The 25,429-nt window shown below is 54.7% G+C and carries 27 protein-coding genes; 6 read left to right on the top strand and 21 right to left on the bottom strand.

Annotated features, from left to right (window positions below; translation table 11 throughout):
- Positions 1–70 precede the first annotated feature (70 nt).
- Both NE547_RS08855 and NE547_RS08850 read left to right on the top strand, forming a co-directional pair.
- The gene (locus NE547_RS08855) at positions 71–361 is read left to right on the top strand and encodes a hypothetical protein (RefSeq protein ID WP_256175469.1); all 291 of its coding nucleotides are present in this window, start codon (positions 71–73) and stop codon (positions 359–361) included.
- 152 nt (positions 362–513) lie between these two features.
- Entirely contained in the window at positions 514–1,083 is a 570-nt protein-coding gene (locus NE547_RS08850) for an ECF transporter S component (RefSeq protein ID WP_256175467.1), read from the top strand.
- Positions 1,084–1,160: 77 nt separating this feature from the next.
- On the opposite strand, the gene NE547_RS08845 is transcribed toward NE547_RS08850, so the two are convergent.
- The 7 genes from NE547_RS08845 to NE547_RS08815 all read right to left on the bottom strand — a co-directional run bounded on the left by NE547_RS08845 (position 1,161) and on the right by NE547_RS08815 (position 6,816).
- A complete protein-coding gene (locus tag NE547_RS08845; RefSeq protein ID WP_186908012.1) occupies positions 1,161–2,105 on the bottom strand; it encodes an ROK family protein in 945 nt (314 codons plus the stop codon).
- Positions 2,106–2,199: 94 nt separating this feature from the next.
- The gene (locus tag NE547_RS08840; protein WP_186908013.1) at positions 2,200–3,288 is read right to left on the bottom strand and encodes a lysylphosphatidylglycerol synthase transmembrane domain-containing protein; all 1,089 of its coding nucleotides are present in this window, start codon (positions 3,286–3,288) and stop codon (positions 2,200–2,202) included.
- 1 nt (position 3,289) lies between these two features.
- Positions 3,290–4,384 carry a glycosyltransferase gene (locus NE547_RS08835; RefSeq protein ID WP_186908014.1) on the bottom strand — a complete coding sequence of 365 codons (1,095 nt, stop codon included), beginning with the start codon at positions 4,382–4,384 and terminating at the stop codon, positions 3,290–3,292.
- A 176-nt stretch (positions 4,385–4,560) separates the two neighbouring features.
- Positions 4,561–5,277: a site-specific integrase gene (locus NE547_RS08830; RefSeq protein WP_256175464.1), complete on the bottom strand. Its 717-nt coding sequence runs from the start codon at positions 5,275–5,277 to the stop codon at positions 4,561–4,563.
- A gap of 72 nt (positions 5,278–5,349) precedes the next feature.
- Positions 5,350–5,547: a hypothetical protein gene (locus tag NE547_RS08825; protein ID WP_256175462.1), complete on the bottom strand. Its 198-nt coding sequence runs from the start codon at positions 5,545–5,547 to the stop codon at positions 5,350–5,352.
- 196 nt (positions 5,548–5,743) lie between these two features.
- Positions 5,744–6,073: a hypothetical protein gene (locus NE547_RS08820; protein WP_256175460.1), complete on the bottom strand. Its 330-nt coding sequence runs from the start codon at positions 6,071–6,073 to the stop codon at positions 5,744–5,746.
- 17 nt (positions 6,074–6,090) lie between these two features.
- Positions 6,091–6,816: a S24 family peptidase gene (locus NE547_RS08815; protein ID WP_256175458.1), complete on the bottom strand. Its 726-nt coding sequence runs from the start codon at positions 6,814–6,816 to the stop codon at positions 6,091–6,093.
- 427 nt (positions 6,817–7,243) lie between these two features.
- Here NE547_RS08815 and NE547_RS08810 point away from each other — a divergent pair, with 427 nt between their 5' ends.
- The 4 genes from NE547_RS08810 to NE547_RS18585 all read left to right on the top strand — a co-directional run bounded on the left by NE547_RS08810 (position 7,244) and on the right by NE547_RS18585 (position 11,277).
- Positions 7,244–7,585 (top strand): hypothetical protein, encoded by a 342-nt coding sequence (locus NE547_RS08810; RefSeq protein WP_256175457.1) that lies wholly within the window; start codon positions 7,244–7,246, stop codon positions 7,583–7,585.
- Positions 7,586–7,674: 89 nt separating this feature from the next.
- Positions 7,675–10,032 (top strand): phage/plasmid primase, P4 family, encoded by a 2,358-nt coding sequence (locus tag NE547_RS08805; protein WP_256175455.1) that lies wholly within the window; start codon positions 7,675–7,677, stop codon positions 10,030–10,032.
- Positions 10,033–10,296: 264 nt separating this feature from the next.
- Positions 10,297–10,869, top strand: a complete 573-nt coding sequence (locus tag NE547_RS08800) for a hypothetical protein (RefSeq protein ID WP_256175453.1) — start codon at positions 10,297–10,299, stop codon at positions 10,867–10,869.
- A 189-nt stretch (positions 10,870–11,058) separates the two neighbouring features.
- Positions 11,059–11,277, top strand: coding sequence for a sigma factor-like helix-turn-helix DNA-binding protein (locus NE547_RS18585; protein ID WP_370866835.1), 219 nt, complete (start codon positions 11,059–11,061; stop codon positions 11,275–11,277).
- A 598-nt stretch (positions 11,278–11,875) separates the two neighbouring features.
- Here the strand turns inward: NE547_RS18585 and NE547_RS08795 are convergent.
- The 14 genes from NE547_RS08795 to NE547_RS08730 all read right to left on the bottom strand — a co-directional run bounded on the left by NE547_RS08795 (position 11,876) and on the right by NE547_RS08730 (position 25,362).
- A complete protein-coding gene (locus NE547_RS08795; protein ID WP_256175451.1) occupies positions 11,876–13,039 on the bottom strand; it encodes an iron-containing alcohol dehydrogenase in 1,164 nt (387 codons plus the stop codon).
- A 28-nt stretch (positions 13,040–13,067) separates the two neighbouring features.
- Positions 13,068–14,471 (bottom strand): MATE family efflux transporter, encoded by a 1,404-nt coding sequence (locus tag NE547_RS08790; protein ID WP_256175449.1) that lies wholly within the window; start codon positions 14,469–14,471, stop codon positions 13,068–13,070.
- 97 nt (positions 14,472–14,568) lie between these two features.
- Positions 14,569–16,092 carry a sodium:solute symporter family protein gene (locus tag NE547_RS08785; protein WP_256175447.1) on the bottom strand — a complete coding sequence of 508 codons (1,524 nt, stop codon included), beginning with the start codon at positions 16,090–16,092 and terminating at the stop codon, positions 14,569–14,571.
- A 13-nt stretch (positions 16,093–16,105) separates the two neighbouring features.
- On the bottom strand, positions 16,106–16,864 hold the full coding sequence (locus NE547_RS08780) for a CoA-transferase subunit beta (protein WP_370866834.1): 759 nt from the start codon (positions 16,862–16,864) through the stop codon (positions 16,106–16,108).
- 16 nt (positions 16,865–16,880) lie between these two features.
- Positions 16,881–17,846 carry a CoA transferase subunit A gene (locus NE547_RS08775; protein WP_256175445.1) on the bottom strand — a complete coding sequence of 322 codons (966 nt, stop codon included), beginning with the start codon at positions 17,844–17,846 and terminating at the stop codon, positions 16,881–16,883.
- Positions 17,847–17,907: 61 nt separating this feature from the next.
- Positions 17,908–18,321, bottom strand: a complete 414-nt coding sequence (locus tag NE547_RS08770) for an EamA family transporter (protein WP_370866836.1) — start codon at positions 18,319–18,321, stop codon at positions 17,908–17,910.
- Positions 18,314–18,538 carry a hypothetical protein gene (locus NE547_RS08765; protein WP_256175443.1) on the bottom strand — a complete coding sequence of 75 codons (225 nt, stop codon included), beginning with the start codon at positions 18,536–18,538 and terminating at the stop codon, positions 18,314–18,316. The genes NE547_RS08770 and NE547_RS08765 overlap by 8 nt, the downstream gene beginning before the upstream one ends.
- Before the next feature lie 261 nt (positions 18,539–18,799).
- Positions 18,800–19,336, bottom strand: coding sequence for a 2-oxoacid:acceptor oxidoreductase family protein (locus NE547_RS08760; protein ID WP_256175441.1), 537 nt, complete (start codon positions 19,334–19,336; stop codon positions 18,800–18,802).
- A gap of 13 nt (positions 19,337–19,349) precedes the next feature.
- Positions 19,350–20,174 carry a thiamine pyrophosphate-dependent enzyme gene (locus NE547_RS08755; RefSeq protein ID WP_256175439.1) on the bottom strand — a complete coding sequence of 275 codons (825 nt, stop codon included), beginning with the start codon at positions 20,172–20,174 and terminating at the stop codon, positions 19,350–19,352.
- A complete protein-coding gene (locus NE547_RS08750; protein ID WP_256175437.1) occupies positions 20,175–21,317 on the bottom strand; it encodes a 2-oxoacid:acceptor oxidoreductase subunit alpha in 1,143 nt (380 codons plus the stop codon).
- Positions 21,318–21,319: 2 nt separating this feature from the next.
- Complete coding sequence (locus tag NE547_RS08745) at positions 21,320–21,505, bottom strand: ferredoxin family protein (protein WP_256175435.1); 186 nt, start codon at positions 21,503–21,505, stop codon at positions 21,320–21,322.
- A 68-nt stretch (positions 21,506–21,573) separates the two neighbouring features.
- Positions 21,574–22,560 (bottom strand): xanthine dehydrogenase family protein subunit M, encoded by a 987-nt coding sequence (locus tag NE547_RS08740; RefSeq protein WP_256175433.1) that lies wholly within the window; start codon positions 22,558–22,560, stop codon positions 21,574–21,576.
- Positions 22,561–22,573: 13 nt separating this feature from the next.
- Positions 22,574–23,059, bottom strand: coding sequence for a (2Fe-2S)-binding protein (locus NE547_RS08735; RefSeq protein ID WP_256175431.1), 486 nt, complete (start codon positions 23,057–23,059; stop codon positions 22,574–22,576).
- Complete coding sequence (locus NE547_RS08730; protein WP_256175429.1) at positions 23,056–25,362, bottom strand: molybdopterin cofactor-binding domain-containing protein; 2,307 nt, start codon at positions 25,360–25,362, stop codon at positions 23,056–23,058. The genes NE547_RS08735 and NE547_RS08730 overlap by 4 nt, the downstream gene beginning before the upstream one ends.
- Positions 25,363–25,429 lie beyond the last annotated feature (67 nt).

Here is a 25,429-nt window from a genome sequence, read left to right as displayed (position 1 = left end):
ATTGGAACTGCTTAAAACGAGTCTACCCGCCCCCCGCGGCTACTATACTGTGGATAAGGAGGCGGTGCCGATGGAATTGGGACAGGACAAACAGCAGACCATCACCCGGCTGGCGATCTGCGTGGTCATTGCGGTCGTGCTTTATGCGGCGCTGGACAAATTGGGCGGCGGCATTCCAAAGCTGGCCCCTTACAAGCCCTGGCTGGAGCAGAACAAGGTGCAGGCCATCGCTATCGCTGCGGCGGTGCTGTTCGGCGCCTCTCTGGCGGTGTTCCCCCTGGAGGAGCCTGCTGCCCCGCCCCCCGCAGCCAGTGAGGCGGACCCCTGCGCAGGGTTTGAAAGGGCCTGTGATTTGCCGTAAGGCAAATCACAGGCCCTCAGCATGCCGCCCGTCTGACCTTATAAAAAAACTTGAATTTGGATATTTTAATCATGCCATATTTGCCGTATGATGGCAATGCCAGATAGAACCGGCCGGTTCTGGCGATCTGCATGGAAAGGGGTCCAACTTTTATGGAAAAGACAGCGGAACACCATACGGCCGCGGCGGCACGTCAGACCCGGATGCTGGTGATGACGGCGCTGTTCGCGGCGCTGGGCTATGTGGCCACCCGGGTACTTCAGGTTCCTTCTCCCTCCGGGGGCTATCTGAATCTGGGCGACGCAGTCGTGCTGTTGGGCGCTTATCTGCTGGGGCCGGTGTACGGCGCCGCCGCCGGGGGGCTGGGGCCCGCTCTGGCGGACCTTTTGTCCGGCTATGCCGCCTGGGTTCCGGGGACCTTGTGTATCAAGGCCCTGATGGGGCTGACGGCCGCCCTGCTGTACCGGGGTCTTGGGAAACGCTCCTGGGCGCTGCCGGTGTGCGGTCTGGCTGCGGAGGCCATCATGGTGGCGGGCTATTGGCTGTACGACGCGCTTTTAGCCTCGCTGGGCGGACAGGCCTTTGCCGTGAGCCTGATCGGTTCGGCTGCCGGCATTCCCAGCAACCTTGTGCAGGCGGCGTTCGGCGCGGTGGTATCCACCCTGCTGGCCATGGTGCTGCGGAGGAGCGGCTATGTGCGCAAGGAATTCCCCCATCTTTAGCTCCTGCGCGCCGGCGGATCGGGACAGGGAGCGGCGCCCCCGGCCGGAAAACATCCGGCCGGGGGCGCCGCGGCTTTTCAGCGGAATTTGGGCAGCAGCGCCGCGCCGATCAACCCCGCGTCGTTGCCCAGCTGGGCCCGTACCAGCCGGGTGCGGTGGACTTGGTTGCGGGCGTAATCCTCCCGGTTGAGGATGTACCGTACCGGGGCCATCAGGGTCTCCCCCTGGGCGGAGGGTCCTCCGCCGATGCAGAATACCTCCGGCTGAAAGATATTGACCAGGCTGGCCACGCCGCAGCCCAGGTAGCTGACATACTCGTCGATGACCTGCCCGGCGGCGGCGTCCCCCAGGGCGGCGGCGTCAAAGGGCGTGCGGCCGTTGACCCCTTCGCTCCCCCCCGCCAGCTCCCACAGCTTGGAATCCCGGTGCGCCTGCATCGCCTCCCGGGTGCGCTTGATCAGGGCGGTGGCGGAGCAATAGGCTTCCAAACATCCGCGCCGCCCGCAGGTGCAGGGACGTCCGTTGTACTCAATGACGAAGTGCCCCACCTCCAGCCCGGCGTAGTTGAAGCCGGTGTAGAGCTTCCCATCCAGCACCGCGCCGCCGCCCACGCCGGTCCCCAGCGTAATGGCCACCATGGACGAGCTGCCCTTGCCCGCCCCGGCGGCATATTCCCCCAGGGCGGCGGCATTTGCGTCGTTTTCCAGGTGAATCTCTTTGTTCAGCCGCGCTTCCAGCAGCGCCGCCAGAGGCACGTCCCGGAAATCCAGATTGGACCAGTATTTCACTACCCCCTCAGCGGGCTGGATGGTGCCGGGAGAGCCCACGCCCACCGTGGCGATCTCCTCCCAGCCGACCCCCGCGTCCACCGCCGCCGCGTGGGCCGCGGCGGCCATGGCGTCGGCCACCGGCTCCACCCCCCGGGGCGTGGGCAGGCTGGCCCGGCCCAGGATCGTCCCCGCGTCATCCACCACGGCGGCGGCCACATTGGTGCCGCCCAGATCAATACCCAGATAGTTCATACGCCCGACCTCCTTCTTTTTCTGTCCCTCAGCATTATAAAACAAAGCGCCGGCCCTCACAAGAGGGCCGGCATTTTTTCCTAAGATCCCCGCTCTACCAGCTGGTCACCGTGCCCCGAACCCTCTTGGGCTTTTTGGGGGTGACGATGACCGGCTGTGCCGCCTGCGCCGGACGGCTGGTGCGAAAGTGGACCCAGAGGGTCACCCCCGCGCTGATGAGCAGGAAGGAATAGAAACTGATCCCCCGGGAGAGCAGCACCGCGGGGGTGACCAGCGCAGAGCCGAAGAACAGGGTCATGGCCTTTACAAAGCCTCCCTCAGAGGCGCCCACCGCACCCGGAAGCGGCAGAGAGGAGACCGCCAGCGTCACCAGCGCCTGGGTGCAGATGATATCTGCGGCGCTGTAGCCGGACAGTCCAAAGGCGCGATACACCACAAAAGGCACCGAAAACAGCGCGGTAAGCTGCACCGCGGTCACACCGGCCAGGATGGGGATCAGGCCGGGATTGGCCTTAACGCAGTCGGCGCCCCGGCGGTACTCCTGCATCTGATGCTCCAGCTTTTCCTCCGCAGCGGGACGATTCCGGACCAGGTGCAGGCGCTCCAGCAGGTTCAGCACCCACCCGGTGAGCGCTCTTGCCGCGCCCGGCAGGAACATGAGGCACAGCATCCCCCCCGTGAGCGCCAGGTTGACCGCCCCGCCGAACAGGAGCAGCAGCGCCAGCCCTCCGCCCAGATTGGCCAGCAGATCGAAGCGGAAGAGCACCACGCCCAGAGCGTAGAGAAGCACCACCACCTGATAGCATACGGCGATGAGCATCATATTCAGCGTCCCGTGGGCGGCGGGGATCCCGTCCCTGGACATATAGTAGATCTGGGCGGGCTGCCCGCCGGTGGAGGAAGGGGTGATGGAGCTGAAATAGAATCCGGTGAAGGAGTAGCCCAGACACCGGCGGTAAGGAGCGCGATGGCCCAGCCGGCTCAGGATCAGCCGGGAACAAAGGGCCTCGCAGCCTATAAAGAGCAGCATCAAGCCAAGACCGGCCAGCACATAAAGCGGCTTCACCTGTCCCAGCACCGCCGCCAGCCGCGCGACAGGCTGTTCCCGCAGCAGGAGGAAACCGGTCGCGCCCATGAGCGCCAGCAGCAGGGCGGCGCCCAGCCAGGTTCTTTTCCGATTCATATCAGGCGCACACCTCCTTCCGCTGCGCGGCCAGGGCCGACAGGATGTGACCCAGGCTCTGTTCCTCCAGCTGTCCCTTCATGTCCCGCATATTCCGGGCCATGGACTCCAGCGCTTCGTCGTCGTAGATCAGCGCGCGGATGGCCGCCAGGCACGCCTCCGGCTCCTTGGCCGCTACCCGGCCCAATCCCCGCTTCACCAGGAAGCGGGCATTGTTCTTTTCCTGCTGCAAAAAAGGCTCCCAGGCCAGGATGGGAAGCTCGGAAAAGATGGTCTCGAACAGGGTAATGCCGCCCGGCTTGGTAAGCGCCAGGTCGGCGCGCGCCATATAGTCGTAGACCCGGTCGGTATAGCCCAGCACCTCGATGTTTTGATATTTGCCCGCCAGGCGCTCGTAAAGCTTGCGGTTGTTTCCGGTGATGAGGGTGGTCTTCACGCCGGGCAGGGCGTTGAGCTGTTCGTAGAACTTGTCCCGCCGGGGCAGCAGCCCCAGGCCGCCGCCCATAATGAGCAGATGCCGCTCCCGCCCGGCCCTGCGCTGGACCGGGCGTTTGAATTCCGAGCGCACCGGGATACCGGTGACGCAGATGATGGAGCGCTCCACACCCTTGGCCGCCAGCCGCTCCCGGATGTCGTTGGACCCCACCAGATAGCAGTCCGTGCCGCTGGTGATCCACTCGGAGTGGGAAGACAGGTCGGTGACGCAGGTCACCAGGGGCAGGGTACTGCCGTTTTCCTTTTTGTAGCGGGATACCAGCTGGGCGCACATGGGATGGGTGGCCACCACCGCATCCGGTCTCCGCTGCGTCAGCAGTTCCTCCAGCGCATCCAGAAAGACGGGCTCGAACGCGGGCCGGAATTCCATATGCGCGTTTTCGGTGAGTTTATAGTACATATTAAACAGCCCGCTGCCTCGGGTGACCAGCAGGTTGAAACACTGATAGACGGTCTTGGACACGTTGGGCATGGCATAGGCCACCAGGTCCTCCACGTCCACCTCCGCCTGCGGGAAGGCCCGCAGCAGCTGCTGCCGGAGGGACAGGGAGGCCGAATAATGGCCCATGCCGAACTTTCCGGTCAGTATGAGGATTTTCAAAGCGTTTCCCTCCTTTTACAAGGTATAGTATAAAGGAGGTTTCTTTAGAAAACAGTAGGGCAAATCTTAAAATGACATTAAGATTTTGTGAAGCAAACCCGTTGCGCCGCAATGGTTTGCGGAAGATTTGTTACAAGTACGTTACCAGCGCGTTACAAACGGCGAGTTATTGTGAGTTATGCCAACAGCAAAATTGCACTTGTCAGACGCTGTATATCCGTGTGGGTATAGTCCTCTGTAACGTCCTTATTTGCGTGGCCCATAATGCGTTTGGTTTCCAATTCGGGAGCGCCCGCATCGTGCATCATGGTGGCAAACGTGTGCCTGCACCAATGAGGTGTGGCCTGTGGGACGCCCAGCGCATCTGCGATTGACCCGAAAATAGCGTCCCTGTAATAGCTGGAGCTGATCGACGAACCATTATCCCGGCAAATGATCGTGTCCCCGTCCTTATCCAGCCAGCGGAGCAGGTACGGCTTGATCTTCGGGTGTACCGGCACAATACGGTTGCGTCCGGCGTCGGTCTTGATGCCGCCGCGCAGATAGTTGCCCGTCACGTCATACGAGAAGCGTGTCAGCGTCAGGAACTCCGTGATGCGGAATCCGGTATAGCAGAGCATCAAAACAGTGTCGGCCCATGGGAAGCCGTCGGCGGCCAGCTGTTCCAGCTTTTTCACCTGCAAATCGTTGAACGCGCCTTTCTCATGCTTCGGCCCGACACCCGGCAGCTGGACGAAATCAGAGTAGTCCCTGGATACGATATCGCGCTCCAGCGCATACCGGAACAGCGCCTTCATCAGTATTTTGTCGTTGTTGATGGACGATTTCGACAGCCCTGCGCCCTCATCCTGGTCGATTATGCCTTGCAGATGGTCTATGGATACCTCGCGCATTTTCACGCCGGAGAGGGCCGACAGGCGGGCCCACGACGCCCGGTAGCTTGCGACGGATGCCTTCCCGGCCTTCTAGTATTTACGGACCGACCACAGGTCATAGATATCGCCAAACGTGGTGGACAGGTTGTCCGCGGTAAGAGACGGAGTCCCCATAAGCTTCCTGTTATAGCCATCAAGCGCAGCCTGAGCGTCTCTTGCCTTTTCGTAGTAACCGAGTACGATCTGCCGGTAGATGCCGTATTTGTCCTTTGCAGATAGTTTTGTCACATATGGCTTCCTACGTTTCCCAGACAGCTTCACAACGCTGCCGGTTCCATTTGCCCTCCTCATTTTTCTGATTCCTCCTATTGCAATTTCACACCCTTTCGCTTACAATAAAAGGGCATAGCGGCGTCTTTCGTGATGGTTAGGGGCCCGTGCAGCTTCCGCCCCCGGTGTTACAGCACCGGGGGCGGTTTTTACTTTACTGCGCCTTTTTCAGCTCGGCAATTTCCTGCGACAGCGCCTTAATGACGGACTTCAGGAAGACCATCTCGTCCTCCAGCACCTCCACACGGCTCTTGGGCGCGAGCGTCTCAAGAAGCGTCTGCTGGCCCTCAGCCAGCAAATTAAGCTTCTTTGTGATATCTACGTCCAGTCGGGTCTTTATGCCGGACACATCTGCCTCCAGCTTGGTTTGTCCGGTCGTCAGGCAGGAGACATCTTCCTTCAGAGCGGAGATAGATGTCTGCATCCGCTCCAGCATCTCCCCGTGCTTCTCCAGCATTGCCAGAATCTTTTCTTCATTGTTCATTACAATCTTCCTTTCCTTCAAGCCATGCTTATCATCGGCTTGCGCGGGAGGATGACGCGGCCGTAGTACATCGTAATCGTATCCGTATCAAGGGCACTGATGTACCGGTCGGCGCTTCTCCACGCCCGGTTCAGACTGAGCAGGTGGGTATTGCCGTTTTCATCCTTGTAATACTGCTTGCAGATCATATCCCCGTCGATGTAGAAGATTCCGACATCCCCGTTCTCCAACGGCTCCCGGTTCACGTAGACCGTGGAACCGTCCATGATATAAGGTTCCATGGATTCGCCGCTGATCTTGACCGCGAAGTCCGCGTTCCACGGTACATCATTCCCGGTCTCGATGAGGTCGAAGTCCTGCCCTTCTGCCGGGGAGGTCATGCCGGCAGCCGCCGGAGTAAAGTAGCGTGGGATATACCGGCGCTCCTGCGGCTGGAGAGCGGCCACCTTGTGCCGCGCCTTCTCCGCCTTTACCCGCTTGCCCTCCTCGGCAATGACCGCCCTGACCACATTTTTCCCCGGCCGGTCAAGAGCGCCGTAATCTTTTGCGACCTTTATCGCCTCCTCCGAGAGATCGGAGGGGGCTTTTTTTGTTGTTGGTCCATATGCGGAAAGGCCCTTTTCAATCAGAGACAGGATGGCCTGCGTCTGATTTTTTGATTTATTAGAAAAGCGGTATTCCTCAATCTTTTCTAAGGTCTCCGGGCTGACGGTGAACGTAACCCTGGGTTTTTCCGTTGGCATATACCTCACCTCGTTCTTTCTTTTTAAATAGTATCATCGGTTCATCACCATTTCAAGCATAAGTTCATATAAAAGTGCACAAAAATAGTTGCGAACTTTTGTACGTTCAGGTTCTGAACTTTCGCTTGATGGCCCTTAGGTTCTGAACTATAATAAAAATCAGAACAAGATCCTGGACTGAGAATAGAGGTGGTGAACGATATGACTGATATGCGGCGGATTACGATTGCACTCCCGGACGAAATGGATAAAAAATCCTTGAACTCAGGAAGAATGACCGTTTTATTCGATGCTCATACGCTGAGATCGTGCGGACCCTTTTAGAGCAGGGATTGGCCACTGGCATTCCCAATGGTCAAGAAACGGCATAATCTAAATCCACCGCCGGTCCCTGACCATCACATTACATTATACGGGAGGAAGCATTATGAAGAGGACGGCAGCTCCGCCGCCGAGTGAAGAGACGGTGATGTCTTATGCGAACGTGCCTGTCGAGGTGGCGGCCCCATTTGTGGGGTGGTCCACAACGACTCTGTACGCTGCCTTGCAGCAGGGCCGTGCCCCGTTTGGATTTGCGGTCGAAAACGAGGCAAAGGGAAGCTGGGCGTACAACATCAGTCCCGGCGGGCTGATCCGGTACAAGCGGGACGGATGCCCAATGATACGCCTGGGCGAACTGCGGGAGTTTATGGCGGACAGCGCGAAAGAGGTGCTGGATGCCAAGGTGAGCACGCTGGGTAAGATCGTAGAGGCGGTGATGCAGGCATGAGCAGGATTACCTGCATAAAGACTGGTCCAGCCATAAGCCTTCCCACCCCCGGCTTCCCTGTCCAAATGTATTGCAATAGGAGCAGCTGAATGTTACAACCGGAAAACCTCCCCGCTGAACTGCGGGAACACGGCCTGTTCTGCTGCTGGCGGTATGAGACCCGGGGAACCAGGGCCACCAAGGTCCCTTATAACCCGAAGACCGGCGGCAGGGCTCAGAGTACCAACCGGGCCGCCTTTGCCCCCCTGGCGGTTGCCCTGCCGGCCTCAGACCGGTATGACGGGGTAGGCGTGGGCGTGTTTGACAGCCTGGGTGCAATCGACATCGACCACTGTATCAATGAAGGCGGGGAGATATCAGCCCTGGCATTGGACGTCATGTCCGCTATGTCCGCCTATACCGAATATTCCCCCAGCGGGACCGGCCTGCGGATCCTCTTCAAGGCAAGCGGCTTTCGGTATGATAAGGCCCGGTACTACATCAACAATCAGAACGCGGGCCTGGAGGTCTACATAGCCGGGTGCACCAACAAATATGTGACGGTCACCGGCAGCACACTTACCCCAGGACTGGACCTGGAGGAGCGTGGGGAACAGCTGCAGGCCGTATTGGAAAAGTACATGAGCCGGCCTTCGCGGTCTGCGGCTTCTCATGGTCCCTCTGGCAGAGATACTGATCTGGACGACACGTCCCTCATCGAAAAGGCCAAACAGGGCAGGAACGGAGCAGCTTTTTCCCTTCTGTGGGAGGGCAATACTACTGGGTATCAGTCGCACTCAGAGGCGGATCTGGCCCTCTGCAACGCACTGGTCTGGTGGAGCAACGGCAACGCCGAGCAGGCAGAGCGTCTCTTCCGCTGCTCCGGCCTGATGCGTGAGAAGTGGGATCGGCCTCAGGCAGGCAGCACTTATGGCGCCATCACCCTTCAGAACGCCATCGCCGGCTGTGTTGGTGGCTATGATCCCCGGGCGCATTTTCGGCGCAAGTCGGACAAGCTTACCACAGGGACTGCCGCCGGTCCGGCAACACTGGCAGGGCTTCACCCGGAGAAGAACGAGCATTACGGCTGGAACGACATCGGCAGCGGCAATCTGTTTGCCGACTGGTACAGGGACCGCGCCCGGTACGTACCGGAGCGCAGGAAGTGGTTTGTCTATGACGGCAGGGTGTGGGTACCGGATACCGGGAATCTCCGGGTGATGGAACTGTGCAAAGCGCTGGCCGATGCGCTGACGGTTTATGCCCTGTCGATCAAGGATGAGCAGCAGCGCAGCGGATATCTGGACTTTGTGACACGCTGGCAGCGCCGCAATCACCGCGAGACCATTTTGAAAGACGCCGCCAGCGTATACCCGGTGGAGCTTTCACGTTTTGACGCCGACCCATTTTTGTTCAATTGCCTGAATGGTACGCTGGATCTCCGCCCCCGTGTATTTCATCCTCATCGGGCGGAGGATATGCTTGCTACGGTATCCGGAGTCCTGTATGACCCAAACGTCCGGTGTGAACGGTGGGAGCAGGTCGTTGACGAGGTCATGCAAGGCGACCTGGACAAAGCCGCATTTCTCCAAAAGGCGATGGGGTATGGCCTGACCAGGGATACATCGGAGGAATGTCTGTTTCTCCTCTATGGGGCTACCACCCGCAACGGAAAGGGCACGATCTCAGAGACCTATATGCGTCTTCAGGGCGGCTACGGCAGGGCAGCCACACCAGATACCATCGCACAGAAGCAGAACACGAACAGCAGCGGCCCCAGCGAGGACATTGCCCGCCTGGCCGGCGCACGGGCTGTCAATATCTCCGAACCAGGAAAGCAGATGGCGCTGTCTGCGTCATTGGTAAAAACCCTGACGGGAAATGATACCATTACGTCCCGCTTTCTCAATGAGAACTCCTTCGAGTACCGGCCTCAATTCAAGCTCTTCATCAATACCAACCACCTGCCAAAGGTGACCGATGTGACCGTATTCAGCTCCGGCCGCGTCAAGGTAATCCCTTTTGAACGTCATTTTACTGAGACGGAGCAGGACAAAGGGCTTAAACGGATGCTGGCCCGGCCCGAGAATCTCAGCGGCGTCCTCAACTGGTGCCTGGATGGGCTGTGGATGCTGCGGGAGACCGGATTTGATCCGCCCGCTGCCGTACGGAAAGCCACAGAGCAGTACCGGAAGGACAGCGATAAGATCAGCCGGTTCGTGGAGGACATGCTGACGCCGGATCTATCCGGCGAGATCCGGACCGAGGATGCATACCGGGCTTACCAGGATTGGTGTGTCCGCAACGGCCAATTTGCGGAAGCCCTGCCCACATTCCGCCAGTCTATGGAGGGTTTTGCGGAAATCCGGAAAAAACGCCCTGCCGGAGCAGGGCGGGAGACCTCAAAACGATCCTTGATTTTGGGCCTGAAATGGAAGTGTGGTCCGGTGCGGTCCACCATTTTATAGCGGTAAAAATTTTCTTAGGAATCGCGAGAGGACTATAAATTACCGGACCACACCGGACCACATTTTCGGCATCCATTGGCGTACAATGGGTTTGTGATATGGGCACCGATCCACTCGGCATTGCTGGAACAACGGATACAGCGGATGTGGGACAACGAGAGGACGGATCTGCAGGCCCGAAAAATCCCGGACGAAAAAACGCTCGCTATCGTGTGGGCGTCCGGAGAGATCGGCTTACGATTTAGGCGAACGGAGGCGGAGGATATGAGCAGGGGCGGTCAGAATCGGACCCACGGGACGGTAGAGTACTGTGACCGGCTGGACAGCTTCAGGGATGCGGCCCAGTCCGGCAGATACACCGCCGCCTGGAGCAGCGGGAACGCAATCGTGCTGACTGTGGGAGAAGACGCGGTATGGCTGGCCTATCAGGCAGGAAGGGGGGCGGTATCCGAACAGGTGGCATTATCCAAACTGCCCAACCACTATGGCGGCGCCCGCCCCTTCTTCCTTTGTCCGGGCTGCGGGCGCCGGGTGAGGTTTCTCTATCTGCGATGGGGGCGGTTTCGGTGCCGCCACTGTGCAAGGCTGAACTATCGCAGCCAGCAGACCGCCCACGATGAATTTCAGCCTTACCGGCAGGCAGTGAAGCTGCTGCGGCAGCGCTTCGGGCTGGAGGATGTGCCTTGTCCCATGGACCTGCCCCACTTCGAACCGGAGCGCCCTCACAGGATGCGAGAGGCGACCTTCTTCCGGCTCAAATGCAGGCTGTGGAGGCTCACCGATCAGTACCGCCATCGTTTTATTACCAGGGCAAAAGCGTTCCTCAGGTTAAAATAGAGCAGGGACCGCCGCAGCGGTCCCCATTGTGGAACAGATCGATTTGTCCCTGCATCTTGCACCTGTAAACCCGTTTTGCAAAGGCTGCGGGGTATTGACGCAAGAAGCAGCGGCGCTACCCCGTCCACCAGGCCCACAGTCTTGATCTCCCGGCCGGAGACGAGATGCGAGTGCCACAACAACCATGATGTGCTGAAACGAGCCTTGGAGCGGCTCTCAGCGGCTCAGACGGATATCCTGAGTAAGCGGTTCTACCACAGAAAGACGCCCCGGGAGTTCAGCACAGAGACCGGCATTCCCCCGGAACGTGTGCGGCAGCGGGAGGCACAGACCCTCCGCGCCCTGCGCTGTCCACAGATCAGCCGGAAACTGCGGGAGTATAATGATCAAAGATTTTGGAGGCCCTAAAAGGGGCTTTCTCATTGTTCGCTCGTTGTTCAATTCTCATGCTCCATCCTTGCTCCACACCCCCGGTCAAAAAAAGAGTTTAAGATTTGTCGGCTGAACTCGGGTGGGTTCATGCCTTCTGAGCGGCGCTCATACGCGCTAGGGGGGTGGTCCCCCATAAAAGTGCCGACATGTCTTTTTCAGCGGCCGTGTTCATCCCCTTGATTGATACATAAGCCTCACTGCCCCCCCTCCCCCTCATATCTCCGAATCCGGAGTGCCCCCACACTACGCCTGCCCATCAGAATACAACAAATGCCAGAAATGAAAATTTTGGCGTTATAACGCCCTTGTTAGGCGGCATTCTTGCAAATGACTTGAGATGTAAAAGATCGGCAACGCAAGGCCTTGTGCATGGTTTGATTCCACCTTTTTGTTTTTGGATTACTCTATCGGAAGACTCTCCCCACCCCGACATCTAATAGGTAATCACTCCAGCTTGGAGAGGGGGCGTATGGATATACATACAGCCGCAGATGTAGCCCAAAACAGGTACAGCTCATTGATCCGACACTTTGCGGTCATTTCCATATCACATATTTCATTTGCTTGCTCACGGCTATCGATACGCCCGTTCATAGATTTCCAAATAGTCCCTATCCCTGAGAAGCAGAGGATCTGCAGTAATATCACCGCCTAAAACCTCGTGGATTTTCCGAGGATAGCACTGCAATTCCTCTTTCCCAATTCCTGCGTCACTCATTTTCAAATCTGCGCAATCAATTGCAGCAATCAAATGATCCAATGCCGTCACAAAATCCGCGCCGGAAGCAGCGTTCGCTATGCCCATTGCCTTTGCCATCTTGATCATGGCCTCTTCGGTTGCTTTTTTCCCCGCAAAAAACGCATAGTAAGCATGCGCTGTCATAATTAGTCCTGCGCCATGGATCAGGTTTGGGTGGTAACTTCCCATCACATGCTCTATTCGATGTCCAGAGGTACAGAACATGTAATAGCCAGCCAGCGTACTGCCAAGCGCCATTTCTGCGCGGGCCACCTCATTCCCGCCATCCCGATAGGCAATTGGAAGCGCATGCGCAATCAGCTCTATTGCCTTTAAGGCAAACAGTTCTGATAAGGGGTGTCTCTTATTGTTGATCATACTCTCAGAAGCATGAAAAAAAGCATCCATTCCCTGATATGCCGTAAGTTTTGGAGGTACACTTACCATCAGGCTTGAATCTACAACTGCAATCGCAGGGAACATGGAAGTAAATCGAAATGCAGTCTTCTCGTTTCGCGCATCATCCGAAATCACTGCCGCCATGTTAACTTCACTGCCAGTTCCCGCCGAAGTTGTAATGGCTACCGTGGGAAGTGCTTCAAATTGGGGTACCCTTTTCCCTCCTGCTGCACTCAAGCTATAATCCCAAATATCGCCCTCATTCATTGCCATAAGGGCGATGCATTTACTGCAGTCTATAACGGATCCGCCGCCCAATGCAATCACAAAGTCACAACCGCTGGCTTTAACGGCCCTTACACCATCCATAACATTTGCCCTCGTTGGATTCGATCTAACTTTGTCAAATACCGCATATGCTACGTCTGCTAAATCCAGTTCCTTCTCTAACCGTTCCAGGTATCCATACCGCCTTACAGTCTGCCCCTCGGATATTACAATAAGCGCTTTCTTTCCCGGAAGGCGTTTCTCATGCAGATGCATCAGCTGCCCTTCTCCGAACAAAACACACGTCGGTATATAGGATTGGAATTGATTCATATTGTCCCCTTAATCATCACTGTTTAGGTCATTCATTATCTCTGATCTTTTCCACTTCTCCATCTTTCTCGTCCCCTTGGTCAAAACGCAACTCCCGCCAAACTCCAAGACCTAACGGCAGTGCGATCAGAAAGGTAAAAATATCAGCCAAGGATTGACTAATCTGGATTCCAAATACGCCCAATAACGGCGGCAAAATTAAAATGAGTGGTACAAAAGTGAGTCCCTTTTGGAACATGGAGAGCACCATAGACTGAATGGAGTGACCAGTCGTTTGTAACGTCATATTAGTTGGCGTAATCCAAGCAGTCAGCGGAAATGTTAGGCACTGAAACCGCAGTGCCAATGCACTAACCTGAATGACCTCCAGATCATCTCGTCGGAAGAGGGCCACCACCTGCGGAGCAAAGACAAATCCGAGCACAGCCAGTCCCAGTGATATTTCTAACGCTGCCCGTACCAGAAATACGAATGCTGTCCTCACCCGCTCATAGAGGCCAGCACCATAATTAAATCCGCAAACCGGTTGGTATCCTTGTCCCAGCCCCAAAATTACATAACTTGCAAACAGTGTGACCCGTGAAACGATACTCATGGCAGCTACCACTGTATCCCCGCCCAAGGACCGTCCCGCAATATTCAAAAGCACAACCGCAAGACTGGAAAGCGCCTGCCGCCAAAACGCGGGCAACCCATTGAGCAGGATGATATAGTACCGTTTCCAAGTGGGGCAAAACCGCCGAAAGGACAATCGAATATTGGTTCCCCGAAAGGTTCCACATACCAGTATGCAAAATCCAAGAAATTGGCTGAGCACTGTCGCCAACGCCGCACCGCCCGTTCCCATACTCATTTTAAATATAAAAACAGGGTCAAGTACAATGTTGATGATTGCTCCGGCAAAAATCCCTATCGTACCAAAAACAGCATTCCCCTGAAAACGGAATTGATTGTTGAGCGTCAATGATGCAATAATGAAGGGCGCTCCCAACAGAATAATGCGAATATAAGCACTGGCATAAGGGGCGCTGGTCGCCGTGGCCCCTAAAAGCCCCACGAGCGGCTCCAGCAAAATTGTACCCAACGCAGAGATTATAACGCCACAGAAAAACGCACTGAAAAAGGCGATAGACACAAACACCTCTGCATCTTCCCTCTTCTTCTGCCCCAACAGCCTTGCCACCGTGTTTCCGGAACCCTGTCCAAGCGTATAAGCAATCGCCTGAAAGATGGACATGAGCGGAAGCGTCACACCTACAGCTGCAGTGGCGCTTGTCCCGATCTTTCCAACAAAATAGGTGTCTGCCATATTGTAGACTGAGGTCACCAACATACTGATAATCGTCGGCACGGCCATAGTGACCACCAAGCGCCGCACGGGTGTCTGCGTCATCTGTATCAATTTGTCATCTGATGAAAAATGAGAGGACACTGCCTTCCCTCCACAATTGAATCTCATAGCATATCACGTAAATCGACAGATACCTTTCACCAAGGAATCGTATCAGATCAGTGTTCTAAATTTAGCTTCATTTCTCCCTGCTGTTTGCGAGCGCTCTCCGTTTTCTGTCCCCCATTACGCAGCCCAGGCAAGCCATAAAAAGTGAAACTCCCATCCCGATAAATAGTGGGTCGACCCCGACCTTGAGCAGTTTTCCCAACAGGACTCCCAACGGTCCTCCCAATGTCGAAAGCAGTGCAAACTGCCAATCTATCCTGCCCGGCAAAAAAAGCGCGCATGTAAGCGGAATAAAAACTACAGCCCCTCTAAGTCCCATTGAAAGAAACCCGAAGTCATTAATTGTGGCCGACGGCACAATACAAGCAATGATTGCCGAGACCGCCAATACGGCCAGTATCGTACCACGTGTTGCGAATAGCGCCATGGCGGTCGATTCAAAACGAGCGGAAATCTTTTTATAGATATCGTTTACCATGATAGTGGCCACACCCAACGACAGGCCCGCTCCACCCCCTACTACTGTAATCAGCAGGGTTCCCAGCACAACGCCCGCAAAGAGCACCGGCATATGGTTGACGACAAACGTGGGAAAGACCTGAATGGTCGAGGTCAGGACCCCCATTCCTCCTGGCAGCGCTTGCCCAGAGGACAGCAGCGCATCTGCTTCCGCCTGAGTAATATAGTGACTGCGCATAAAAAGGCCGACGGCGATTCCAGCAATTCCGATTGGCGGGATCAACACTGCCGCCTGGAGGGCCCCCCGTCGTGCGGTACGATCACTGTGCCCGGACCAAATCGCCTGTGCATAGGTCTGCGTAGACAGAACGCCCAGCAACAGCGAAAGGCCGGAACCGATGTCTTTGGCCACCCCCCGTGCGACCAGACTTCCATAGCGTGCAGACATATCCTTCAGACTTTTAATTCCTGCGGCCGCACCTTGCGCCGTTCCGACCAACGCGCTTTGTAGGTCATCCCTCAAACCATTTAAACCACCGCTGAGCACCAATACCGCTGCCAAGGCGGCAATACAGGCGGCATAGAGCAGCACCAGTTTTACGATACCACCCATACCAGCCCCCCAGGCACCGCCAAACACTACATAGACAGTCATCAGCAGCACGGACAAGGCCGCTGCTACCACTGTAGATACTGGAAAAATTACAGTGATAAGACCTGTACACGACACGACCTGGGCCAGAACCGAGATAAAAATGCCGATTGAACTCAGCACAGAGCCAGCATATTCCACTCGATGTCCATACTCCCCGTCAATAACGGCCATCAACGTCGTACAGCCACTGCGGCGCAAAGGACGCACATAGCCCAGTGCCAAGATCAGACACCCTAGGCCAGAGCCCAGCGTAAACCACCAGGCAGAAACACCATAGCTGAACGCCAATTGAGCTGTCCCGATGCTGGCCTGACTTGAGACCAGCGCGCCCATGATAGTGCCACTGATCATCCAAGGTCCTACCTTGCCGCCGCCGGTTGCAAAGTCGGCGGCCGACTTCACTTTGCGCCCTGAATAGATACCGACCCCAATGATCAGCATCAAGACCAGGGCAACCCCCAGATAATTCAGTGCCGCCATTGTGTTTCCTCCTTTAAATCATGATGCGCATTGGGTCCACCTTTTTCAGCAGGATCTCCAAGACCGCGTCTTCCGGCGGCTGCGCCTCCACCGCCCGGGACAAATCCATCGCAAAACCCGTTCGTTCCCGAATCGTATCCAGACTTACGCCCGGAAAGTATTCTGCAAGGTACATACGCTTATCCTCGCCAAAACGCATCACGCCCAATTCTGTGATGACAGCCCGTGGCCCCCTGTCATTAAGGCCCCGCTTTGCCCGCCCATCCGGCCCTTCAATCCAGCCCGGACTGGTAATGTAGTCAACATGCTCCACAAACCGGCGCGGCTCATGTTTCATAATGATAACAGTATCGCAGTAGGTTGCGATGCCGTTGGCTCCGCCGGACCCGGAAAACCGAGTGGTCGGTCGGAAGTAGTCACCGATGCTGGTGGAGTTCAGATTCCCATAGGGGTCGATCTGGGCGCCGCCCAGAAATCCTGCATCGATCACCCCAGTGCGAGCAGCCAGCGCTTGAAACCCAAAATAGCGGTATTGCGGCCACAGCACAGAGGCCTGATAGTTGATGCGCAAATCAGAAACACTGGTTGGCACCTCTTGTGGGTTTCCTTCAAACAGGGCCGTCTCAAAAATTAAATGGGCATTGGGGGCGTGGGTATTTTTAGCCAGAGTGCCGCCAATTAAGGGCAATCCCGTACCGATGATATAAGTCTTCCCATCTTCGATCTGCCGCGATAGCGCCACGGCCATCATCTGCTTTGCCGTATATTCCACTGCTCTTACGCCTCCCTCAGCGACGTTTCAGGCCGGGCCGATAGCCATACCCTGGCCTGACACACAAGTCTGTCAGATGCTCCGCCCCAATCTTGTTCAAATAGTCTCCATGGGTGGGACACAAATCTACATAGTCACGAATGAAGACGTCAAAATCTTCTTGGGTACGGCTGGCCTTATCATAGTACAAATAGAGTTCACTGTCATAGTCATAGCAACCAAAGCACTGCGACGGGTGTGCACCATAGACCGCCGGTACCACTGCATCCACGCACAGTCCCGTCAGTGTATTGCGTTCTGGATGGCGACGCATCTCCTCATCCGAAGCCAGCCGTTCACAGGAAACGATGGTATGCCGAGCCGCCATGGCAATATCCAAATCCTGAAACTGCGGCCCCTCGATATAACAGGTGCCGTCCGGACTCGCTTCCTGGACATGAATACAGGCCACATCAATCTGCGGTGTTGGAACACAGCACACCTGACTACCCGGATGAAACGGATCTTCCTGAATTACAAATTTCAGCGGTGGAAGTTTGGGGTACTTCTTGCGTTTCTCCGCCGAAATTCCCCACTTGTCAGCCAGGTCAGAACCCAGCATATTCTTGACCGGTACATAACTTAAGCCTAATGCTGCGCCGTGATAGGCGATGGTCTGTACATCCAAAGAGTAGTCATCAAACAGAACTCGGCCATGCTCCACAGCATCCCGAAAGCGACGGCAGACCATGGTATATCCGGAATTGGCAATATAGGACACCATTATAATCTCCACACAACCCGCGCCAATCAGCATATCCATATCCCCGCCGGAGGGTCCTCCCTCCAGATAAAGACGCCTTTTGCGTTGGCGGATAATTTCCCGCACCAGTGCGTAAGGCCGGCGATTTGTCACAAAGCCACCCAGCGCCAGGCAGTCTCCATCCCTTACAAAACAAGAAACGGCCTCTTCTGCGGTCATAACCTTGGATAAAGCGTCCAAGTTAATTTCTCCTTTCGATAATAGTTCATTCAGTTACTCGTTTTCCCGTATTAATACTTGGTTAGGACGACTGCTCGTCCTTTGACACTGTATTGGCAACACCTGCCGCCGGGTCGTCTATCGTACTCCCGGATGATTTTCCAAGGGCATTAAATATCATCGCGCACACCATCAATACAGATCCCAAAATTTCCTGGATTCCCAGCGTATAGGAAAAGATAAGCGAACTGACTACCACGCTGGTGACCGGCTCAGCAATGCAGAAAAAGGATGCCTTCGTCGCTCCAATCCGTGAAATTCCGGCCACTAGCGTATACATGGCCGCCCACACCATAACAGCGGCTAATACTGTTCCACCCCACATAGAAACTGTTGAAGGAAAGGGAACCTGATTAACCATGCTGAAGATCATAAATGCAATTGAATTCAGCAGACCGATCCAAAAGGTTTTGACGCAGGTTGGGAGGTCAACAATACAGCTTTTTTCGTTGCAGACGACAAAATTGTTTCAAGGTCACGCGTATGGCATGTTTTTGAACTTTAGCGGTAAGCAGGGAAAGCGTCATACTGATCAAATAACAGCATGCGGTTATCGCAGCTGGTCCTGCCCCCATATCCATAACAATATTTTGAATGGATGGAGCCACCCCGTACAGCAGTGCGGCTGTCAATACCAGAATAATCCCCTTCATACTACCTCATTCTCCATAATCTCAAGCGTCTTAGCAAGGAAAACCGGACAGGGGGGAAAACTTTGTTACCACCTCTGTCCGGTTTTTTCGGAAACGATAGGCCATTCCTGCACAGAGCCAGGCATCCATGCATTCCAAGCCCGGCAGAGCAATCGCTCTGACGCCGATCGATATTCTTTGGTGAATCAGCGTGCCCATAAACGTACAGGAAGTTGGCCAACCGTCTGAATCTGCCTGCGGTACATCTCCGGTTCAGTGGCCTTACTGTTCTTTTGTGGCGACCGCGAACTCAATTCCTTTATGAAATGCCGCCAGATTCGCCTCACACTCCTTGGGAAACCGCTCTTGAATCGTGTCCTCCATTGCTTTATTGGAAATGGCGTTGGTAAAGCCCTGTACAACACCGATTCCCAACAGATTCAGGACACGCATGTTCCCGACCTTCCGGCAATATCCGGTCAGCGGCAGAGAGCGCGCATTTTTCTCGTCCTCCGGTACACTGACTGCGTCCGAATCCACAACAATCAGGCAATCCGGATATTTCTTGTGGAACATCTCATAGGTTTCCTGGGTCAACGCCAAAATCAAGTCTGGATTGCTTGTCTTGGGATAGACAATGACGTCATCGCTGATTACTACCTCGGAAAAGGAAACACCACCTCTCGCTGCGATCCCGTAAGACTGACTCTGCGCCACTGTATATCCGTCCTGGTTCGCCGCCTGTCCCAGGAGTATTCCCATCATTACCAGGCCCTGGCCGCCACTTCCAGCCAGAACAAATTCCTTTCTTTTTGACATATTCCCACCTCAGTTACTTGGTTGTTCCCGTCATTTCCAGCTGTCGGACCATTTCATACTGTGCGTTAAAATCCGGGGCATCCCGCTCGACGAATTTCCCAATGGGAAAACAGTCGGTTCTCTGTTCATCTGTAAGCTCGTCGTACCTTTGACGACTCATACCGTGGCTTTTCAGCCACTCCATCATAGCGACAGGGCCACCCATTTTGTTTCTGCGTCCAAAATGGGTGGGGCAGGGACTGACTACCTCTACAAAGGAAAATCCCTTTTTCTCAATGGCATCCTGAATTAACTTGTCCAGCTGTACGACATGATAGACTGTGCCCCGCGCCACATAGTTTGCGCCGGCTGCTGACACCAGGTCGCATAGGTCAAAGGCCCGTTCGGGGTTACCAAACTCACTGGTAGAGGTCTTCTTTCCATGCGGTGTCGTAGCAGAAAACTGTCCGCCCGTCATACCATAGTTCGAGTTATTGACCACAATTGCCGTCAAATCCACATTGCGGCGGGCTGAGTGAATCAGGTGGTTACCCCCGATGGTAGCACCGTCTCCGTCCCCCATAATCACAATTACTTTAAGCTCCGGCTTCGCCACCTTGATTCCAGTGGCAAATGAGAGGGCACGACCATGGGTTCCATGGAAGGCGTTTGTGGTCACATAATCATCGGCCTTTCCGCAGCAGCCAATCCCCGTCGAAATTACAACGTCCTCACGCGACAGGTTGAGTGTTTGAATACTCCTTAAAATAGAACCTAGGACGATGCCGCCACCACAGCCGGCACACCAAATATGAGGTAAATCTTTTGTGAGCAACTGCTCCGTACTTACGGCCGCCATTTAGTAAACCTCCTTGATTTGATCCATAATTTCCTTTGGTTCAATCCCAAGGCCATTGCTCTTATTCAGACCGAATACCGGTATTTGAGGCCCAACGACCCGTTTAACCTCAGAGATCATCTGTCCCAGATTCATCTCCGGTACCAAAATCTTTTTTGTGCTCTGCGCCAGTGCCGCAATTTGCTGATCAGCGAAGGGCCAGACAGTAACCAACTGCAACAACCCGACCTTAAGCCCCTGCCGCCTTGCCTCCAGAACCGCCTCATGGGCCGCCCTTGTGGTACCGCCGGAAGTAATTACCAGCAATTCCATATCATCTGTCATTACCTGCCGGGTTTCAATAATCTCGTCCAGATAGTTGTAGATCTTATCGTATAAATGCCGGATCTTTTTCTCCGCATTCGCGGGATCGTTTTGGGTATAGCCAGCCTCCCCGTGCATGGAGCTGGTAACGTGAAACACGTACTTCCCACCATACTCTGCCAAGGGCGCGATACCGTCCTTGCCCTCACTGTGAAAGGGAAGGTACTCTTCGGGCGCACAAGTTGGTTTCTTACGGTTGAACACTTCCAGTTCTCCCGGCTCCGGAATAGTGATACTTTCCCTCATATGGCCCACGATCTCATCAGGCATTAGCACCACTGGGGTACGAAACCGCTCCGCCAAATTAAAAGCTTTTACTGTTAGGTCAAAACACTCCTGCACAGAGGCTGGAGCCAGAGCAATGATTGCCTGATCCCCATGACGTCCCCAGCGAATCTGCATAATATCGGCCTGAGCCGGCTTGGTGGCTAAGCCCGTGCTGGGACCGGAACGCTGCACGTTTACAATCACACAGGGCACCTCTGCCATCTGAGCCACCCCCATATTTTCCTGCATTAGGGAAAAGCCCGGTCCGCTGGTGGCAGTGAAGGACTTCATCCCAGACAGAGATGCTCCGGTAATGGCCGCCATACTAGCCAGTTCGTCCTCCATTTGTACGTAGACGCCCCCCACCTCCATCAGTCTGGTGGAGCAGGTCTCTGCAATCTCGGAAGACGGGGTGATCGGATATCCGGCATAGAATCGTGCTCCGGCATAGATGGCCCCCTCTGTGATCGCTTCATTTCCCTGTAGAAACTGTCTCTTTTTTGTTTGCCCCATCTTTAGTCCTCCACTCTAATCGCAAAGTCCGGACAGCGCTTTACGCACATCTGGCATGCCGTACATTTGTCCAGTTTCTCGACTCGCGGCAAACCGTCAATCTCCTGTCCGTAGACTTTCGTCGGGCAGAAAGCAATACAGTAGCCGCATCTTTTGCATCTTTTTTCATTGATTGTAATCTGTGCCATGTTCTATCCCCCCAGAAATCATTCTGTCACTTCATCCGGCATATGCTCCAAAATTACCATGAATACTATCATGTTTCCATTGCAGACAAGATTGCCCGCTTCACCAACGATTTGGTCATCTTTACTTTATAAGCGTTCTTGCTGAGCGGTCTTGCCCCAATCAACGCAGCTTCGGACACCGCATCCAGTATTTCTTCCGTGATCGGCTGTCCGATCATCATCCGCTCCGCCTCTACGGCCCGAATCGGGGTGGGAGCTACAGCGCCCAAAACAATGTGAGCATCCGTACAAACGCCTTCTACCTGGGAATAAACAGCAGCCACGCTGGCGATGGCAAAATCGATTGCTTTACGCTGTGCATATTTAATGAAACTCTGCCCGGTACAGACCTTGCGGCATGGAATTTGAATCTCCCGCACAATCTCATCGGCCTCCAAGATATTCCCCAGCGGTCGATAGAAATCTGCTACTGCCACCCGTCGCTCCGATTCGGCGCCAACAATCAACAAATGGGCGTCCAGCGCAGCCAGCGCAATCGCCGTATCAGATGGGCATACGGCAAAGCATCCTTTGCCTCCCATAATCGCATGGTAACGATTATCTCCTCTTACCGCCAGACAACCTCCATTTCCTTTGCGGGAACAAGGCAACGCCCCGCCGCCCAGACGGCTTGGGTAGCGGTAATACCAGCAACGTGTATCCTGACAGAGGTTTCCCCCTAAAGTTCCCACGTTGCGTATTTGGGGAGATGCCACCGCCCGTGCTGCCTGTGCCAACGCGCGGTACTTTTCACGGATCAGTCCTGACTTCTCAATGACATCCAAACTTGTCAGCGCGCCCAAGCGCAGATAGTCGCCATCGTCTTCTATGTAATCAAGTCCCGGGATGGTCTTGATATTCACAAGAGCCTCAGGGTACTTGGGCAGAATATCTGCTTTCAGAACGGTCAGCAAATCGCTGCCCCCCGCGTTTACTTTTGCACATCCATCATACTCCGCAAGCAGTTTGCAGGCTTCTTCCAAGCTGGAGGCGTCAAAATGAATAAAATTTTTCATTGTCCGCCCCTCCTCAAATGTCCATCTGCTCGATCCAGCTTGTATCCTGGCTGGCAATCTGCACCGCTTCAATAATCTTTTCATATCCCGTACAGCGACACAGGTTTCCAGACATCCCCAGTCTGATTTCTTCGGCCGTCGGGTGAGGATTTTCAATCAGCAACGCCAAGGATGCCATCAGCATTCCTGGTGTACAGAAACCGCACTGGACTGCTCCCACTTGTGCAAACGCCTTCTGAAGCGGATGGAGTTCACCCTTTCGTTCCAGGCCTTCCACGGTCAAAACCTGTTTCCCTTCCGCCTCTATTGCCAAATACAGGCAGGAATTCACCAGTTTCCCATCTACTAAAACCGAACATGCACCGCAGGTACCTTCACCGCAGCCTTCCTTGGTTCCGGTTAGTCCGATTGCATCCCGCAAAAAGTTGAGCAGGGTGGTACTATTTTCGGTCTCCCGCTCGTACGGACGCCCATTGACTGTAACACAGATCTTTTTCATTGACCGTTCTCCTTCGCTTCCAGAGCCGCAAGGATCTTGTCTGGAGTAAGCGGCGCTGCATCAATTCTTACGCCAATCGCATCAAAAATCGCATTGGCCACCGCAGGCGCACCGGGCGCGACCGGCCCTTCTCCCACGCCTTTTGCACCAAAAGGTCCATCAGAATCTTCGGTTTCTGTGAAGTAGGCCTCCACTTCGTCCGGCATATCCATTGTGGTAAACATCTTATAGTCTGCCAGATTGGGATTTACCACTCTGCCTTTATAGTCCACAAGAACATCCTCACCCATGCCGCCGCTCAGACCCTGAATCATTCCGCCCTGTACCTGCTGAATCACACCAACCGGGTTGATTGCCTTCCCCACATCGCTGGCTCCGACCATACGAAGAATCCTGACATTTCCTGTACCGGGATCGACTTCTACCTCGACTCCCTGAGCCGCATACATCCAGAACGGTGTCACCTGATCATTTTGTCCCGTCTCAGGGTCATTGTTTTTGCCTTTGGCCTTAAAGTAGCCTTCGCCAACCACCGTACCACCGCGACCTTCACAGACCTTCTTCATGATCGCTTGCAAAGATTCGCATTGCTCTTTGCTACCCTTGACCCATAATTTCCCGTGCGGCACCCGAAGATCCATCTCAATCTTCTGTTCCGGGACTTCAAAAAACTTCGCACCCATGGCACGAACCTTCTTCTTTAGGTCTTCTGCGGCATTTCGGATGGTGTTTCCCATGCAATAGGTGGCACGACTACCGGTGGTCCCGCCGTCAAATGGGGTGACATCAGTATCAGGCGGAACGACAACCACCCGCTCAACATCGACTCCCAACGCCTCGGCTGCCATCTGCGCCATTACGGTGTTAGAACCCTGCCCCTGTTCAATTACACTCATTAACAGGGTATAGCTACTACAGTCGCTCTGCATCTTGATGATCGCCGCATCCCAACTACCGTTTCCGGTTCCCTTATGGATCGCGGCGATTCCAAAGCCGTGGTAGGGTCTGCGCTCCCGATTTTGCCAATCAAGACTTTCCGCAACCTTTTCAATACATTCAACCACGCCGCCGGAATGTACAATTTGCCCGGTAGAACCAAGATCCCCCTTTACCAAGGCATTTTTCAACCTAAATTCCACAGGATCCATATTTAGCACTTTCGCAATATCATCCATGTGGCATTCGTATGCAAACGCTGTCTCCTGCACACCGTAGCCTCTGAATGCGCAGCTGATGTTTTTATTTGTATAGACGGTGTAACCGTCTACTTTGCTGTTTGGGATACGGTACGGCCCAGGAGAGGCGTGTCCAGAAAGACGACAAACCGTTGGTCCACAATCCGCATAGGCTCCGGTATCCCAAATCGTGGTTACCTGGCGTGCCAAAATCGTTCCATCTTTTTTTACACCGGACTTAATCGTTGTAATGGATGGCCCCCTGACAGCCATACTGAATTCTTCACCGCGGGAAATGATAACCTTAACAGGATGTTGGGTTTTCAGCGCCAGGGCAACTGCGTAAATTTCCGTTTTAATATACATCTTGGCTCCAAAAGAGCCTCCCACAGTAGGTACGACAACGCGGATCTTGCTCATTGGCATGGACCAGATTTCCGAAATCTCCCGCTGGGCATTATAGGGAGACACGGTTGAGGTCCATACCGTCAGTCGATCAGAATGGCGGTTATACTCTGCAATTGAACTGTGCGGCTCGATATAGCCGTGCTGAACGGCGGGCGTACGATAGGTATGTTCAATTACCAGATCTGACTCGGCAAAACCTTTTTCCACATCACCTTTGCGCAGCTTATACGTGCTACAGATGTTGGTGCCAGGAATTGCAGTGCTGGCACCCTTGGCATAGCTCTCAAACTCCTCATGAAGCAGATGCTCCCGGTCCTGCATGGATTTCTCCGGATCAAGGATAGGCTCCAATTCCTCGTAATCCACTTTAATTCGTTTGCAGGCTTCGAGCGCCGTTTCCTCATCTTCCGCCGCGACCGCCGCAACCACTTCCCCAGTAAAGCGCACCTTGTCCAATGCGAGAATGGGCCGGTCTTTGACTACGGAGCCATATCGGAAGGGAAAATCTTTCCCCGTTACCACGGCATGGACTCCTGGAAACGCCTCCGCTTCGGAAATATCGATTTCGCGAATCCTGGCATGGGCATAGGGGCTGTACAAAAGCACGCCAGTAAGCATACCTGGAAGCTTGATATCGGCGCAGTATATTGCTCGTCCTGTTACCTTATCCAGTGCGTCACTCCGCATAATAGGTTTTCCAACGCTTGTCAGTTCGCCCACATGCCTTCCTCCCTTATCTCATTTTGCTGTCTTAGGCATTCTTTGAAAAATGGACCGTATGGTAGCT

It is taken from the genome of Flavonifractor sp. DFI.6.63, assembly GCF_024462255.1.
GTDB classification, from domain to species: Bacteria; Bacillota; Clostridia; order Oscillospirales; family Oscillospiraceae; genus Lawsonibacter_A; species Lawsonibacter_A hominis.
Note: the sequence above shows the minus strand (reverse complement) of the source record. Positions and strands in the feature narration are given on the sequence as shown.